Raw genomic sequence first — 14009 nt, forward strand, 5'->3', positions numbered from 1 at the left:
GGGAGGAAGGGAAATACGCGGGAAAAAAGAAACACGGGGGGTGGGGGGAGGAGGGGGGTTTTTTTTCTCCCCCCCCCCCCCCCCCCCCCCCCCCCCCCCCCCCCCAGCACCGCATCCCCGCCCGCGACAGCGCCACGACATGACCGTCCGTGACGACCTCGGGTGGCGTTGCCTCTGGCCCTGTCATGCCTCATCGCTACTGCTGCGACCAACCGGCATCCGGAACACGTGACATCCTGGCCGTTTGCAGCGCTCGGGGTGTCGAAAAGACGGCCCTTCAGCGGCATCACTCGTTCGGGTGTCCGCCTCGACCCATCCGACGCGCGGCAGGCGCCGAATCATGGACGTCGCCGGGATGGGCGCCAGCCGGATTCCGGGCCATCCCGGCGTGCATCGTTTCCACCCCCGCCCCCGATGCAAGCCGGAGGCACCAGCCTCGGCTGACCCATTCACCGTGCATTGCCGCTGTCCCTCGGCTGCGCGCGTGCGGAAACCACTCCTCGAGGCGTTCACTGCCGACGAATGAGTCCAGGCCACCGGCCTACCATTCCCACGACCGCGGCGCGTTCGCGCCGGGACACGGCTAAACCGATGTGCTACTGCTGGGCTCTGTTGGTACGGCCACAGGCGTTGTACCGTCGGCGACATTCCGGCGCGTTGACGAAACACTATGGTCGGAGCACCCGGCTCGGCCGGCGCTCGCAGGCGTTTTGCTCGATGCTCGTTCGCCCGGCCCGCCCTGCCGCGGTGTGGACGTGGACGGGCGCCTTAGTCGAGTGCCTCTGTGTCGAGGAGGGCCCGTCACGGATGACCGACCTTGATGCATCTCGTAGTGCAGCTGTGGCAGCGTGTGCAGGTGATCCCTGCGGCTTCTGCCGATCCGCGGGCCGTGGGACCGACGAAGCGGCGGCGATCCTGTTCACGCACTTGGCAGACCTGCCCGCGGGTAGCGGGAGTTGGCGGGTTGTCCGTTGCCGGTTGGTCGAGCTGTATCTTCCGTTGGCCCGGTATCTCGCGCGCCGGTTCCGCAACCGTGGCGAGCCTGTTGAGGACCTTGTGCAGGTCGCCAGCCTGGCCCTGGTGAAGTCTGTTGACGGGTTCGACCCGGCCCTGGGTGTCGCATTCCCTGCCTACGCCATCCCGATGATCATCGGTGCGTTGCGGCGGCACTTCCGGGACATGACCTGGGACATACGGGTACCGCGCCGGGTTCAGGAGGTGCGGCTGGAGGTCGGTGCGGTCCTCGATGAGCTCACCCAAGCCTTGGCGCGGTCCCCGGCCGTCGCTGAGCTCGCGGCCCGTCTGCGAGTCGACGAAGCCGCCGTCATCGAGGCGCTCGCGGCCAGGCACGCCTACCACGCGCTCTCACTCGATGCGCCGCTCGGCGCCACCGGCGGGGACGTGGACCTCAAGTCGACGATCGGCGTGCTTGACCCGGCGCTGGACGGCGTCGAGTTCCGGGAGGCGCTCCGCCCGTTGCTCGCGGGCATCTCGGAGCGTGAGCAGCGGATCATCGCGATGCGGTTCTACGGCAACCGCACACAGGCACAGATCGCGGCAGAACTTGGGATCTCCCAGATGCACGTCTCGCGGCTGCTCACCCAAACGCTGTGTACCTTGCGTGCGGGGCTGACCGCCGGATAGGCCGCCCAGACCGGACCCGCCCCAGATGTGGCGTCGCGTTCGGTGGGCGATCACCTGTGCCGAGCGGGCCAGCTCTTTTTCCCCCGCGCCGGCGCCAGGCTTCCGGGTGGCCGGGTGGCCGGCGCGTGCGGCTGTAGGTGGGTGCGGCAGGCGCAGAAGGGCTCCGTCGGCGCGAGGCATGCTGGATGTGCCTCGTCACCGGTCTCCATACGGCGGATGCTGCGTCATCGTCCATCGTTACTGGTGGCGCCGGTCACGCCGCTGGGAATGCGCCGCGCCTTGAGCACGAACTCCCCGTGCAGTGCCTGATCGTCGCGGTGCTCACCGCCATGGCTGCTCTGCCGCCACGCCGGCGCGTCGCAGGACGGCGATGGTGCGTCGCACGGCAGTGCTCGTCTCGACCAGCCGTAGCCGCCCGCCGTCGACCAGCGCACTGTCGTGCAGGGTGGCCGCGCCGGTACACGAGAAGAACGTCACCCGGCTCAGGTCGACCTCGACGGGACCATTCGTGGCGGTCGCCGCGTGCCGCAACGCGTCCCGGAACGCGGGCGCCGTGAACAGATCGACATCGCCGGCAGCGGCGACGTGGGCCACCCGGCCCTCCCGGCGGACCGTCACCGTGATCTCCAAGCCGCCATCACGCATCTGCATCACCGCCGGCAACGGTAACCGCCACGGCCGACGAAATAGTACAGGTGTTCGGTGCAGTCATGACCGCCGCTCAGCGGATGCCTGATCGGCGAACGTGCTACTGCGTCCGGGGGTGAACGCTACGCACCGCACGGATGTGACACAGTCTGTGACGGCCGCCGTCCCACCGCCGTCCCCTTATGGCTCGCTTCGCGCCGGCTCGGTTCTGGTTCGGATGGCGGGGTGATGTCGAGCCGGTGCAGGGGCCGGCGGTGAGCGTCCGATCGACTGATCTCCGCGCTGGGCACCGGGTCCTACGCTGTCGGGATGATCTCCGCGGTCCTTGCCGGAACCGCCCGTCGCCCTCGCTGGGTGCTCGGCGGCGCCGTGTCCCTTGCCAGCGTGCTGGTGGCGGTGCACCTGCTGTCGGCACCGGAAAGCGACTTCCGGTTCGGACTGCCGGTTCTGGTGTCCCTGCTCGCCCTCGTGACAAGCTTCCTGGCGGGCGTGGCGTTGACTCGGTGGCGGCCGGCAGCGTTCACGGTTGACCCGGCGGCGTTCGCGTTTCGTACGTTGCCGCAGCCGAACCACGTCTACCAAGCTGCTGGGGTGGCCTTCTCGACCGCAACCGTGATCACCTTCACGGTCAATATGCGCACCGTGCACCGCGGCTGGCCGTCGTTGGATCAGGCCGAACGGTTCATGGACGACACGATGGTGGTCCTGGCCGTCCTGGCCGTGGTGTTGACGGTGGTGCACGTCGCCGCGGCGTGGCGGGGCATCGGTGTGCAACTGAGGCCGGATGGCCTGAAAGACCGCAGCGTCTTCGGCGCCCTCACCGTCCCGTGGGACGCCTTGACGACGACGTCGCTGCCACCAACCACAACATCAGCGCTGTCCCTGCGGCTCACGTATGCCAGATCTGACCTGGTCCACGCTACCGGCCTGCCGTTGACCCGGCGACATATTCGCACCGACACCGTCAACGCACTGTTCCTGGCCCACACCATGCACTACTACCTGGTGCATCCCGATCGTCGCGAACGAATCGGCACGGCAGCCGGATACACCGAACTGCTGACCGCGCTGTACAGCGCGCACCATCGCTAGGCTCCAACCGCCTTCCATTGGTGCCCACCTCAGAGCGGTCCAGCGCCTGTCCCCGACGCCCGATCGGCCCTGCAACCATGTTGCGCAGGTCGCGTCCACTGGCGTGGTTTAGGAACGGCCAGCGCTGATCCGTTGTGGTTGATGTTAGGCGGCGGCGAGTTGGGTGGTGGATGGGTCGGGTGTCCGTGCCGGTGGTCAGCTGCTGCACGATCCGACGGTGATGGTCGATTGCGGCGGCCGCGTGGACCTGACTGTGGGCGTCGATGCGAGGGTCGGCGCGGTTACGGTGAGGAGATCCACGGCCTGCCGGATATAGCGCCAGGCGGTGGTGGCGCCAGCTCCGAACCCGGCGGTCAGGCGAGTTGGGGCGTCATCGTTTCGTAGGTGCGTCAACGCGAGCAGGGCCTGCTGGTCGGGGGTGAGGCGGCGCCATCGTGACCGCTGTGCCGCGCGGCGGGTGCGGGTCAGGTCGGTCGGGTGGTTGAGGCTGCTGGTGGACAACGAGATCGACGACGGATAGGACAATATGCGAGAGGCTCCTGGCCAGGGGTGGATCTTGGTCGGCTGCCGTCTTACTGAGAGCCTCTCTCCGTGTCTTTCCTGCTCGGTCAACCATGCCCGTCACCCCATCCTGACCAGGATCGTCGGGATGGAAAAGGTTCAGTGGATGTGGAATCATTCGTGTTCGAATGAACTGCGAGCGGCCTGTGATCAGCGATTCGGCGGCGCCGGGGATGTCGGAATTAGCTTTCGGACTTAAGTGTGGAAGGGGTGGAGCGTGGCTCGGCGCGTAATCCAGGAGTTGATCGATGATATCGATGGCAAGCCGGCGGATGAGAGCGTCACCTTCAGCCTCGACGGAGTGCAGTACGAGATCGATCTGTCCGGTAAGAACGCCGCCGCGCTCCGTGCTGCGCTCGCCCCGTATCTCGCGGCGGGCACGAAGGTTGGCCGCGGCAGCGTTGTGCCCAGCGGCTCCCGTGGACGCAGCGCCCAGCCCGCTGCCACCGCCCGGGGCAGTCGGGACCAGAATCGCGCGATTCGGGAATGGGCTGAGCAGCAAGGCATTGAAGTATCAGAGCGCGGTCGGATCAAGCAGGACATCATCGACCGCTACCAGGCCGCAGGCGGCCGCTAGGTGTACGACTACGAGCGTTGTCGTCGGGGCGTGATGGATTGATCAAGAGGAAGACCTCCGGCGCGGTGGAAGTCGCGACGCTTTCACCCTGATCGGAAATCTCTATGGCCCACCGTAACGCCCGGCTGACCGTGGACGGCCGGGCGCCTGCTCATCCAGCGTGTCGTCAGCGATGGGAGGCCCGTGGCCCATGTAGCCAAGGAACTCGGCTGTTCCCGAGCCACGGGACACAAGTGGCGAGCCGAAGGCGCTGGTTCGTGATCGAGGGCGGGGCATCTCTGCCTGCATGTCTGCGGGTGTGACAAGACTGCTGGGAGCGGTTACAGTCGACCGGGCCGTCCGGCCGGTTCCGCCTGCCGATGTGTCAGGTTGGTGCGGTGGGACGGTGAAAGGCGACGCTCAAGCAACGGGCGTATGCCGCCGTGTGAGGTCGGTCCTGTTGTGGTGCGCACTGTCTGATGCGGTGACGCGGTAGCCCGGGGCCGGGTGGACCGTGAGGTCGCCCCTGCTGTCGATGCCATTTCGAATCCTTCCCTGTTTGCTCGCCGCTGACGTCGCGCGTGGTGTCTCCTGTCTGTCGCGGTCGGGTGGCGTGGTTATGCTGCGCACTGCCGCGTGGTCGGGCCAGTCGGGCCGTGGTGCTCCCATCGAGGAAGCCTTGACGAGGGTTCGGGCCGTGCGCTGAGCAGGGGTTGCCGTTTGTGCTGGGCAGGCTGCCCCATCGTCCTGAGTGCTTGAACTGGTGAGCGCGTGGTGACCCGTACCTTCCGATATTTGCTGTATGACATGGAGATCTGGCCGTACCTGCTTGGGGGCGTGGGCGGCACGGTGGGAGGGGGACCTGGATGCAGGTGGCTGTGACGCCGGTTGGCCGGTGTGTGGTGGCGGCCGTGACCGGTGCGGTCGACGCTGTGGTCGCTGAGGTGTTCCGAGCCGAGTTGCACGGCATCGTGCAGGACGCGGTCGCGGAGCGGGGGCGTGCTGATCTGGTGGTGGATCTGTCCCGGGTGTCGTTCATCGATTCGTCCGCACTCGGGGCGTTGGTCAACACCTATAAGGAGGCGACTTCGGGCGGGGGTTCGGTCACGGTGGTCGGGTCGCGGCCGGTGCTGCGGTTGTTCGACCTGACCCGGCTTGACTCGCTGTTCCGGATGGCGTCGACGGTGGCTGAGGCGGTCGCGCCGTTCGCGTCCGAGGCACCGTAGTCCACACCGGGGCCGGCTCGGCCGTAGCAGGACGACAAGCGCGCGTCCTGCGGTCCGATGGCGCGTTAGCTCTGACGCTGCGCCGGCGGTAGGACCGAGAACCACAAGGGTGTCTTGGGCCACCCTGCCGTGTTTTGGAGCGCTCAGCGCTGGTCGCGCAGCCGAGCAGCTGTGGCTCGGGAGAGCCGGCGGGCCGGGCGCAGCTGGGCCGCGGCTGGGGTGTGCCGGTGTGCGGGGTTGCCGCGGGTCGGGAACAGGGCCCAGATGTGCCGGGTGGTGGCGGTGCGGTACCAACCCATCGATTGACTGAGCCGGGAGACGATCCACAGGCCGTAGCTGTGGCCGGGCACTGGAGATGCGGCGGCTGCGTCCTGCGCCGGGTCCTCGAGCAGTGGCGGCGTGGCCAGCTGGCTGTCGGTGATGTCGAGCAGCACCTGGCCGGGGCCGCGCAGGACCCGCAGTACCGGCTGATCCGGGCTGACACACAGGGCGTGCGCAGCGAGTTCCGATGCGGCCAGGACGATCGCTTCGATCATTGCGTCGGCGACGTCGGGTGGGTCCGGCCTGCCGCACCTTGTGCTCGCCGGGCGGGTCCCGGACGGTCGGAGCCGGCGCAGGGACCGCCGCAACCCGCGCCGGAGCGCGTCGAGTCCATGCACGTCCCGCAGCCGCTAGCGGTACTGCTCCCGCAGCCGCAGCGGTGGACCAGACACCCCCAACGCCACCATGCCTGCCGATATACCTCGATCTGGTCCCATCATCACCTGCCCGTTTCACGCGAATCCGCGGCGATCTCGCCAGCCGCCGGGCGTGCTCCGATCCTGTTCACCGGACCAGCGGCCTTCATCCCGGGCGAGCCAGCCATCGACGGTGTCAGCGCTCACCGAGAAATTGGATCGCCCGTCGCCTTACGGGGCCGTCGATGGGGCTGACGCGATGACGCGTGCGTTCGGCGGTGTCGAACAACGACAGGTGTGCCCTGCCCCGACCCTCTCTGTCGTGTGGGCGAGATCCCGTCAGGGCAGTTCGATGGTCCAGGGCTGGTCTGTCTCGATCGACAGCAGGGCCGGGCCGGCAGGGATCGGTAGCGGGCCACGGTGCAGTCCGCCCTTCGCCAGCAGCAGGCGGGGGTGCCGACCGTCCGGGTCGCTGGCGAAGATGGACGCGTTGCGGAACGAGACCGTCGCGGTGGCTGCCGGCCCGTCGAAGGCCACCACGTCCGCCACCCGTCCGCTCGCGGTCCGTCCGCTCGTCGTGCGCTCCAACGGCCGGGCGGTGGACAGCGGCCAGATCCGCACCCGCATCATGACGCCGGACTGGTAGCCCGCTCGGATGTCCAGGTGTGTCGTGCCCGGCGCCAGCAGGTAGCGCGGACGTCGCCAACTCTGCACGTACCAGTCCTGGTACTCGGCCCTGTCCAGCGAGTTCGGGCCGCCGAGCATCGGGGTGACGTCGGCGCGGCCGAACCAGTGGAACAGCTCGACGATGGCGCCGGCGCCGCCCGGCGGCCGGGTCAGCTCAAGCACCTTGCGCCGGAAGACACGGTAGGTGGCGAGGGGCGCGTCGGACACCGGACAAGGTGATCACGGTGACCCTCAAAGTGCAAGGTTCGCCCATTCGGAGCGGTCCACCGGCATGATCGCCGACCAGCCCAGTGGGCATGTCGGCGGTCGTGCTGAAGCCCCGTGCACCGCCGCGGGGGCGGCGGTGCACGGGAGAGCTGCGGTCAACGCCCAAACGGCCAAACCGGCGTCGTGTCCCGTGATTCGCCGGGTCGCACCCCGGCAGCGGACCGTCACAGTTCCGGACTCACCGTATGCCTCAACCCGGCGAGATGCCGGGAAAATTTGCAGTGACGGGGGACTGGTTCATATCTGGCCATTTCGGCAATGAGGTGTGGGTCTTCTGCCGGGTGTTTTTGCAGGCGTCGCATTCGCCAAGGAATGATCAGAGATCACCCTCGGTGTTGTCCGTGTCGGCCGGTGCATCGACGACACGCATCCGCGCAGGTGGTCGTCGCCGAACGCAGCGAGCAGCGTGTCCGTCATGGTGCTCAGGATGGCGTCCGTCCTCGGTACATGCATGAGAGACCCTCGGCGCCGGAGTTCGTGAGGTAGACGCCGGACAACCCCGGCGAAGCCGCGGCCGTCCAGTTCGATCCGGGGTGTCACCTCCGGCCGTCCCGGTGCGGCAGCGGCGTCGGTACGGATGGTCGGCATGGCGCTGCCGACGCTCACGAGCAGCTGTTCCGCCGTCTGCGGGGCGGTGAGCGCCCAGGTGCCGACCGCGACCATGATCGGCTGGTCACCGCGGTAGCACCAGCACCCGAAGGCCTGGTTCTTCCGGTCGCGGGATGGCGCTGGCCATCGGAGTGAACGGCGGATCGGCCGGTCGATGTTTGGATTCGTGGCGGCGGGTAAACAAAGAAATGGGGAGAGGAAAGCGGCGAAGATCGCCGCTGACCGAGTAATCCGTCGCGTTGTTCACGGCCGGCGGTCGGGGAGCGGGGGCGCCCCCGGCCGCCGGCGTCCACGATTGATGCGCGAATTCCGGCACGGCAGCAGAGCAGGGCGCCGACGTCGCGCGTGTGTCGCGCGTGTCCGGCGTGGTGAGGACGTCGGGGCGCTGCGGAGCTCATCATCGGCGCGGACGCGTCGCGCAAAGCATCCGGTTTGGCAGCACGACGATAATGTCGGGATGGGGTACCAGCGTTCGGCGAGCAGGACCACTGGGGTGATCGTCGCGGTCGAGCTGGCCCGCCATGACGTCGGGACCGCCAACCACGGTATGCAGCGCCTGCTCGACCACGATGAAGTGGAAGCGGTGAACGCCCCGGTACAGGATCTGTTGGCGCTCCATCCGCGCGGCGACTCCGGCGGTGACATCGTTTGGGATCTGCCAGAACGCTACCAGCGTCGAGAGCATGGCGGAGGCGTACTCGGCCGTCTGCACCAAGCCCGGCATGATCACGGGCTCATACCAGAGAAAGAGTTTCGTCTCGGCTTCGAGGGTGATCGAGGCTTATTGCCGGCGCTTGGTTCTGGCGCGGAGCGTTCGACGCCACTCGACATACATGGACTCGATGTGCCGGACCGTCGCAATGAGTTCGTCGGTCTGGTCGGACGCGTCGCACTGACGACACCACTGCCGAATGTCGTCCTCGGACGGTGTCTGGCGCCCGTACTCGATTTTTGACACCTTCGACGGGTACCAGCCTCAGCGTCGGCAAGCTGCCGGCCGGTGAGTCCAGCGTCCTTACGAAGATCGCGAAGGCGGTGCCCAAGAGACTCTCGGGCCTGGTGAACCGTGCTGCTCACACGTAGTCGCGATGCGGAACCGCGATTGCCCACACCCTTTCGTATGCGGTGCGGCACTGCGAGATGAGCTGGGCGTCTTCTTCCTCGTACGAGCCGAGGTAGCGGCCTTCGTCGTCGAAGGGCGTCCAGACCACCCGCTCGTCGTCGATCAGCCAGAAGTCTTGTGCTGGTAGCTCGATGTCGCCGACCTCGTGCCGGGGCAGCCAACGAAGATCTTCGCCTGCCTCGATGTTCATCGGAGCGTTGGCAATACTCCAGCGGGTGTAGTCGCTGTGCGGAACGCTCACGATCCGGACGCGACCGATGACTTTGCCCGCTGCGGTGGCGTCGCGGACGATCTTCAGCCAGGGCGCGTGCCAGGCGTAGTCGTCGGGCTCTCCCCGCATGAAGCGTTGGAACGGACCCTCTTCGAAGTCGAGTCCGTACTTGTCCCGCATCTCCAGGTGCAGCGCCGAGCGCTTGCAGTCGCGGAACAACGCGTAGAACTCTTCGTCAGTGAGCAACCCTCTTTGCCTTCCCGACCTCAACGCACGTTTCGTGCGCGGGTAGATCCATTTGGGCCAGCGCGGCTTCGTCCGTGACCGGAGCGCCACTCAGGCAGTACGTGTTGGCGCCAGTGTCCCGCAGTGCAGCTGCCAGGTCGGTGTCGGCCTCCAGGAAGCGCAGCAACCCGTGCGGGATCTCCACGCTCGTCGCCTCCCCTGGCACGCGCCAGCCCTGCACAACGTAGGTCTGTCGATCGGTGGCGTACAGCGTCGGCGACTGCCCGCCCTGTGACTCTTTGCCCAAGAACGTTAACTGCCTCAAGCCATGCCGCTGCCGGGCGGTAGAGCAGCGTCGATGCCGACTCGAATCGAACGTGGGTACGACACACCGAGACGAGTCGGTGATACGCCGGACGTCCGGCGGCGTTCGGCCTGTCTGACGCCCGTCATGGACCTGCCCCGACCGCAGTGTTGATCACCTGTTCAGCGGTAGGGGTGGCGTGCCGCAGGCGTTGCTGCAGAACCGGCGGCATGATCCCGGCGCCCAGTCCAGCGTGTATCACGGTGCTGGTGAGGTGCTCAACGGTACTGCCCGGTAGCGGAAGGAGGTGGGCTGCGGTGAGGATGTCACGGGTAATGTAGGCGTCGGTGGCATCGATGGCGTCGGTGGCGAGCCGCTCGAGATGGCCGAGGAGTGTCGCAGCGTCAGGCTGGCCAGTGGCGAGGACAGTGGCGGTCACCGCGAGGCGAGCCTGGAACGCGGCGTCGGTCGTGCCCGGATCGATCGCCTGGTAGGCGTCGAGGAGCATGGCGACGTCTGTACCAGTGTCGGGCCTGCTGCGGATGCGGCAGATGGTCGTGAGGCAGGCCACGACCGCGCGTTCCCACGGTGTCGGGGAGTAGGTAGCGCGGAGCATGCCGAGCGCTGCGTGCGCAGGCGCGGCGATGATCGCGACTTGCCGTCCGTCGAGGAGGCGGGTGCCGACGCCGTAATGCTGTTCAGCCTGGTGCGCGGCATCGTGCCAGCGGCCGGCACGGGCCAGGGCGCGGGTGCCGTCGGCGAGGAGGATCGCCCGGAGCCATTGGACCAGTTCGGGACCGTGGGCGTCGTGGACGAGGTCGGCAGCGTTGACGTCGATGCCGTCGATGCGGGCCGTGGTGGCGGTCTGGACGGCGGTGAACAGGTCGTGCAGGAGCTGGTAGGCGGTGTCGCCGTCGCCGTCGCGGGTGTGCAGGCGTCCGAGGTTGATCAGCGGTTGCAGGGTGAGTTTCGCGTGATCGATACCGACCGGTCCGGCGGCCCGGATCGCGGTGTATTGGCGTATGCAGAGGTTGCGGGCGAGGTCGGGCAGGCCGCAGTCGCTGGCGATCAGTGCAGCGAAGTTGTGCGCTTCGGCTGCGCGTAGCTCAGGGCGCGTGCCGTGCGCTTGTATCGCGAGTCGGATCCGAAGCCGGTCATCCGGCGGCTGGCTGAGCAGTTGAACGTGCATCATGAGGCGTTGCGCAACTGGATCCGGCAGGCTGAGGCAGACACCGGCGAGCGGGTTGACCGGCCGAGTACGGAGCTGCTGGAGGAGAACCGCCGGCTGGCGAAGGAGAACGCCGAGCTGCGCCGGGCCAACGAGATCCTCAAGGCTGCGAGCGCGTATTTCGCGTCGGAGCTGTGCGCCATGTAGCGCTGATTGATCGAGGAGGGTGCGAGACCTTCCCGCCGGGTCGTCGTAGCGGCCCGGTAGAAGCCTGAGGGCAGCCTGATCCGGGCGATGGCGGGGAGGGTGGCAAGCGGCCCTGACAAAGGCGGGACGTGCCGGGACTGCCAGACGGTGCGGGTTCGTCGAGGCGAGGCCAGAAGGTGTAACGCGAGTGAACCAGTGGTTGAAGCTCCGTAACAGCGAAGCCGGCTCCAACCTGGTGGATATGGGCCGGAGAGCAGCGCACGGCCCTGCGGCTTCGGCTGCGGGGTGGACTCCGAAGCCGTGTAGCTCCGACGGTGGGGAGGCCATGGTGAAGGCCTGCGGCGTAGCCGTGGCGATGCTGCCGGAGTAGAGCTGGACACCTCCCTGGCCGATCGATTGGTTGGTGAACGTGGGAACCGACCGGCGCCCGCCGGGCTCCTGTCCGTCCAGGACGGGGCTGGGTAGGTGTATTGCCGCTGATGGGCGTCTGGTCGGGGCGGAGGCCTCGTAGTAGTCGCGGGCGTAACGACCCGCCGCCGGGGTCCGGGAGAGCCGGACGCAGGGCGAAGGGGGCCAGCAAGACACGCAGTACGGATGCTGGAATACCAGGAGGAGTTGTCGCCGGTGAACACCGACGATCCGGAGTTGGCCCTGTTGCGGGCCGAGGATCGGGTACTGGAGATCCAGACCAAGCTGCACCGTTGGGCTCGTGATGATCCTCATCGCCAGTTCGACGACCTGTTCAACCTCGTCGCCGATCCCGCGTTCCTGCTGGTGGCGTGGGACCGGGTGCGGGGAAACAAGGCTGCCAAGACCACTGGGGTGGACGGCAGAACAGCGCTATCCATCGTGCTGCGCGTCGGTGTCGAGGAATTCCTCGGCGGGCTGCGGGTCTCGTTGAAGGACCGTAGTTTCCGGCCGCTGCCGGTGCGGGAGCGGATGATCCCGAAGCCGGGCGGCAAGCTGCGCCGGTTGGGGATCGCGACGATCACCGACCGGGTGGTGCAGGCATCCGTGAAGCTGGTGTTGGAGCCGATCTTCGAGGCGGACTTCCTTCCGTGCTCGTATGGGTTTCGCCCGGGACGCCGGGCTCATGACGCGGTGGCCGAGATCCGTCACCTGGCCACGAACCCACGCTGTTACGAGTGGATCGTGGAAGGTGACATCAAGGCCTGCTTCGACGAGATCGACCACGTCGCCCTGATGGAGCGGGTGCGGGGTCGGATCGCCGATAAGCGCGTCCTGGACCTGGTGAAGGCGTTCCTGAAAGCCGGTGTTCTCGGTGAGGACCGGCAGCTTCGGGAATCCAACGCCGGAACCCCGCAAGGGTCGATCTTGTCCCCGCTGCTCAGCAACATCGCCCTGGCGGTGCTGGACGAGCACATCGCTCAGCAGCCTGGAGGCCCGAACTCCAGCCCAGGCGTGAGGGCTGGGCGGCTGCGGCGTGGCTTGCCGAACTTCAAGCTGGTCCGGTATGCCGACGACTGGTGCCTGATGATCAGAGGCAGTCAGTCCGACGCCGTGACGCTGCGGGACGAGATCGCTGGCGTGTTGGCGGTGATGGGCTTGCGCCTGTCGCCGGACAAGACGCTGATCACCCAGATCGACGAGGGTGTGGACTTCCTCGGGTGGCGCATCCAGCGTCATCGCAAGCGAGGAACGAACCGGCATTTCATCTATACCTATCCCTGCGTTCCGCAGCTCCGCGTCGGTATAGTCCGCGAATCTTGGGTGTGAGCTGGGCAAACGCCTGCTGGCCCGGTGATGTGGCGTGTCACTAGGCCGTGGCGTTGATGCAGGTCAGGAGGTTACGGGCGTCGCGTCGAAGACGCGAGGCGGTTCGGTGACCTTCAGCTTGGCGAACAGGACTTTCTGGGGCTGGGACAGCTCGGTGCGTTGGGTGAAGGTGCCGGCTGGGCCGGTGAACACGCCGATGTGCAGCCGGTCGATGTCGGTGCGGATGGTGTTCCAGGTGCGGCCGGTGCTGGTCTCGGCGACGCGGATGAGGAGCAGCGCGAGCCAGCAGAGCAGGATGTGGGCGCGGATGCGGTCCTCGCGGCGGTGGAACACCGGTCGTAGGTCCAGGGTGGTCTTCATGTCGCGCCAGCCGCGTTCGACTTCGAGGAGTTGTTTGTAGCCCAGGGCGATGTCCTCGGCGGACAGTTTCGGGTCGGAGCAGCGCAGCAGGTACTTGCCGTCGAGGCGTTGCTCGGCTTTGACCTTCGCGGCGTCGATGCGCAGCAGGCCGTTGGGGGTGACGCGCAGGAACCGGTTGAGGCCGGGCTTGGTGGAGATCACGCCGCGGAGCTCGGCGCGTTTGGTGGCCGACAGCGTGTCCGTGCTGTCGATCACGTCGGTGAGCTGGGCGATCAGTCGCTCCCGGACGGCGGCGTCGCGGTCGGCGGTGTCGGGGTTGTAGCAGATGACGAACCGGTCGTCGGCGTCGATGTTGACTTCCTTGACCTGCAGATTCTCGGCCACCTGGGCGTAGCGGCCCTGCCGGGCCAGGGCCTGGTCGGCTTCGGTGCTGCCGGCGCGGAGCTTCTCGCCGAGGATGTAGTGCCCGCCGCCCTGTTGCAGGAACCGCCGGTTCTCCGCGGAGGCGAAGCCGCGGTCGGCGACCCAGACGACGCGGGCCAGACTCCACTCGCGCATCTCGGTCTTGACCTGCCGGATCAGGGTGGAGTCACCGGTGTTGCCGGGCCAGGACCCAATGCCGTTGCCTTAAACGGCTTTGCGCGATACTCGGCGCACCATGAATGGATCTTGGCTGCCTGAAGTCGAGCTGGGTGTACTGACCCGGT

General features: G+C 67.4%; 13 protein-coding genes and 2 pseudogenes. 7 read left to right on the forward strand and 8 right to left on the reverse strand.

Going from position 1 to position 14009, the window contains the following annotated elements; all coding sequences use genetic code 11:
* Positions 1-978: 978 nt before the first annotated feature.
* Positions 979-1644: a SigB/SigF/SigG family RNA polymerase sigma factor gene (locus ACZ6TV_RS53760; protein WP_465309258.1), complete on the forward strand. Its 666-nt coding sequence runs from the start codon at positions 979-981 to the stop codon at positions 1642-1644.
* 321 nt (positions 1645-1965) lie between these two features.
* On the opposite strand, the gene ACZ6TV_RS53765 is transcribed toward ACZ6TV_RS53760, so the two are convergent.
* On the reverse strand, positions 1966-2289 hold the full coding sequence (locus ACZ6TV_RS53765) for an STAS domain-containing protein (protein ID WP_465309260.1): 324 nt from the start codon (positions 2287-2289) through the stop codon (positions 1966-1968).
* Positions 2290-2601: 312 nt separating this feature from the next.
* On the opposite strand from ACZ6TV_RS53765, the gene ACZ6TV_RS53770 reads away from it, so the two are divergent.
* On the forward strand, positions 2602-3384 hold the full coding sequence (locus ACZ6TV_RS53770) for a hypothetical protein (protein ID WP_465309262.1): 783 nt from the start codon (positions 2602-2604) through the stop codon (positions 3382-3384).
* A 195-nt stretch (positions 3385-3579) separates the two neighbouring features.
* Here the strand turns inward: ACZ6TV_RS53770 and ACZ6TV_RS53775 are convergent, their stop codons facing one another.
* Positions 3580-3996 (reverse strand): transposase family protein, encoded by a 417-nt coding sequence (locus ACZ6TV_RS53775; RefSeq protein WP_465309264.1) that lies wholly within the window; start codon positions 3994-3996, stop codon positions 3580-3582.
* Positions 3997-4162: 166 nt separating this feature from the next.
* Between ACZ6TV_RS53775 and ACZ6TV_RS53780 the strand changes: the two genes are divergently transcribed.
* The 3 genes and pseudogenes from ACZ6TV_RS53780 to ACZ6TV_RS53790 all read left to right on the forward strand — a co-directional run bounded on the left by ACZ6TV_RS53780 (position 4163) and on the right by ACZ6TV_RS53790 (position 5727).
* Positions 4163-4522, forward strand: a complete 360-nt coding sequence (locus ACZ6TV_RS53780) for a histone-like nucleoid-structuring protein Lsr2 (protein WP_465309266.1) — start codon at positions 4163-4165, stop codon at positions 4520-4522.
* Positions 4523-4626: 104 nt separating this feature from the next.
* A pseudogene (locus ACZ6TV_RS53785) lies at positions 4627-4771 on the forward strand (leucine zipper domain-containing protein); the annotation flags it as partial.
* Between the two features lie 596 nt (positions 4772-5367).
* Positions 5368-5727, forward strand: coding sequence for an STAS domain-containing protein (locus ACZ6TV_RS53790; RefSeq protein WP_465309268.1), 360 nt, complete (start codon positions 5368-5370; stop codon positions 5725-5727).
* Between the two features lie 143 nt (positions 5728-5870).
* Here the strand turns inward: ACZ6TV_RS53790 and ACZ6TV_RS53795 are convergent, their stop codons facing one another.
* From ACZ6TV_RS53795 to ACZ6TV_RS53815, 5 genes are all read right to left on the reverse strand, one after another.
* Complete coding sequence (locus tag ACZ6TV_RS53795) at positions 5871-6263, reverse strand: ATP-binding protein (protein ID WP_465309270.1); 393 nt, start codon at positions 6261-6263, stop codon at positions 5871-5873.
* Between the two features lie 480 nt (positions 6264-6743).
* Positions 6744-7298 carry a hypothetical protein gene (locus ACZ6TV_RS53800; protein ID WP_465309272.1) on the reverse strand — a complete coding sequence of 185 codons (555 nt, stop codon included), beginning with the start codon at positions 7296-7298 and terminating at the stop codon, positions 6744-6746.
* A 1066-nt stretch (positions 7299-8364) separates the two neighbouring features.
* A complete protein-coding gene (locus ACZ6TV_RS53805) occupies positions 8365-8691 on the reverse strand; it encodes a Scr1 family TA system antitoxin-like transcriptional regulator (RefSeq protein WP_465309284.1) in 327 nt (108 codons plus the stop codon).
* A gap of 349 nt (positions 8692-9040) precedes the next feature.
* A complete protein-coding gene (locus ACZ6TV_RS53810) occupies positions 9041-9547 on the reverse strand; it encodes a DUF6879 family protein (RefSeq protein ID WP_465309274.1) in 507 nt (168 codons plus the stop codon).
* A gap of 428 nt (positions 9548-9975) precedes the next feature.
* Positions 9976-11022: a hypothetical protein gene (locus tag ACZ6TV_RS53815; RefSeq protein ID WP_465309276.1), complete on the reverse strand. Its 1047-nt coding sequence runs from the start codon at positions 11020-11022 to the stop codon at positions 9976-9978.
* Between ACZ6TV_RS53815 and ACZ6TV_RS53820 the strand changes: the two genes are divergently transcribed.
* Together ACZ6TV_RS53820 and ACZ6TV_RS53825 are read left to right on the forward strand one after the other, a co-directional pair.
* Positions 10951-11205, forward strand: a complete 255-nt coding sequence (locus ACZ6TV_RS53820) for a transposase (protein WP_465309278.1) — start codon at positions 10951-10953, stop codon at positions 11203-11205. The two genes, ACZ6TV_RS53815 and ACZ6TV_RS53820, sit on opposite strands and share 72 nt — an antisense overlap.
* 594 nt (positions 11206-11799) lie before the next feature.
* Complete coding sequence (locus tag ACZ6TV_RS53825; RefSeq protein ID WP_465309280.1) at positions 11800-12942, forward strand: reverse transcriptase domain-containing protein; 1143 nt, start codon at positions 11800-11802, stop codon at positions 12940-12942.
* Positions 12943-13005: 63 nt separating this feature from the next.
* On the opposite strand, the pseudogene ACZ6TV_RS53830 reads toward ACZ6TV_RS53825, so the two are convergent.
* A pseudogene (locus ACZ6TV_RS53830) lies at positions 13006-13911 on the reverse strand (IS1634 family transposase); the annotation flags it as partial.
* Between the last annotated feature and the right edge of the window lie 98 nt (positions 13912-14009).

The organism is Dactylosporangium sp. NPDC051087 (genome assembly GCF_055586325.1).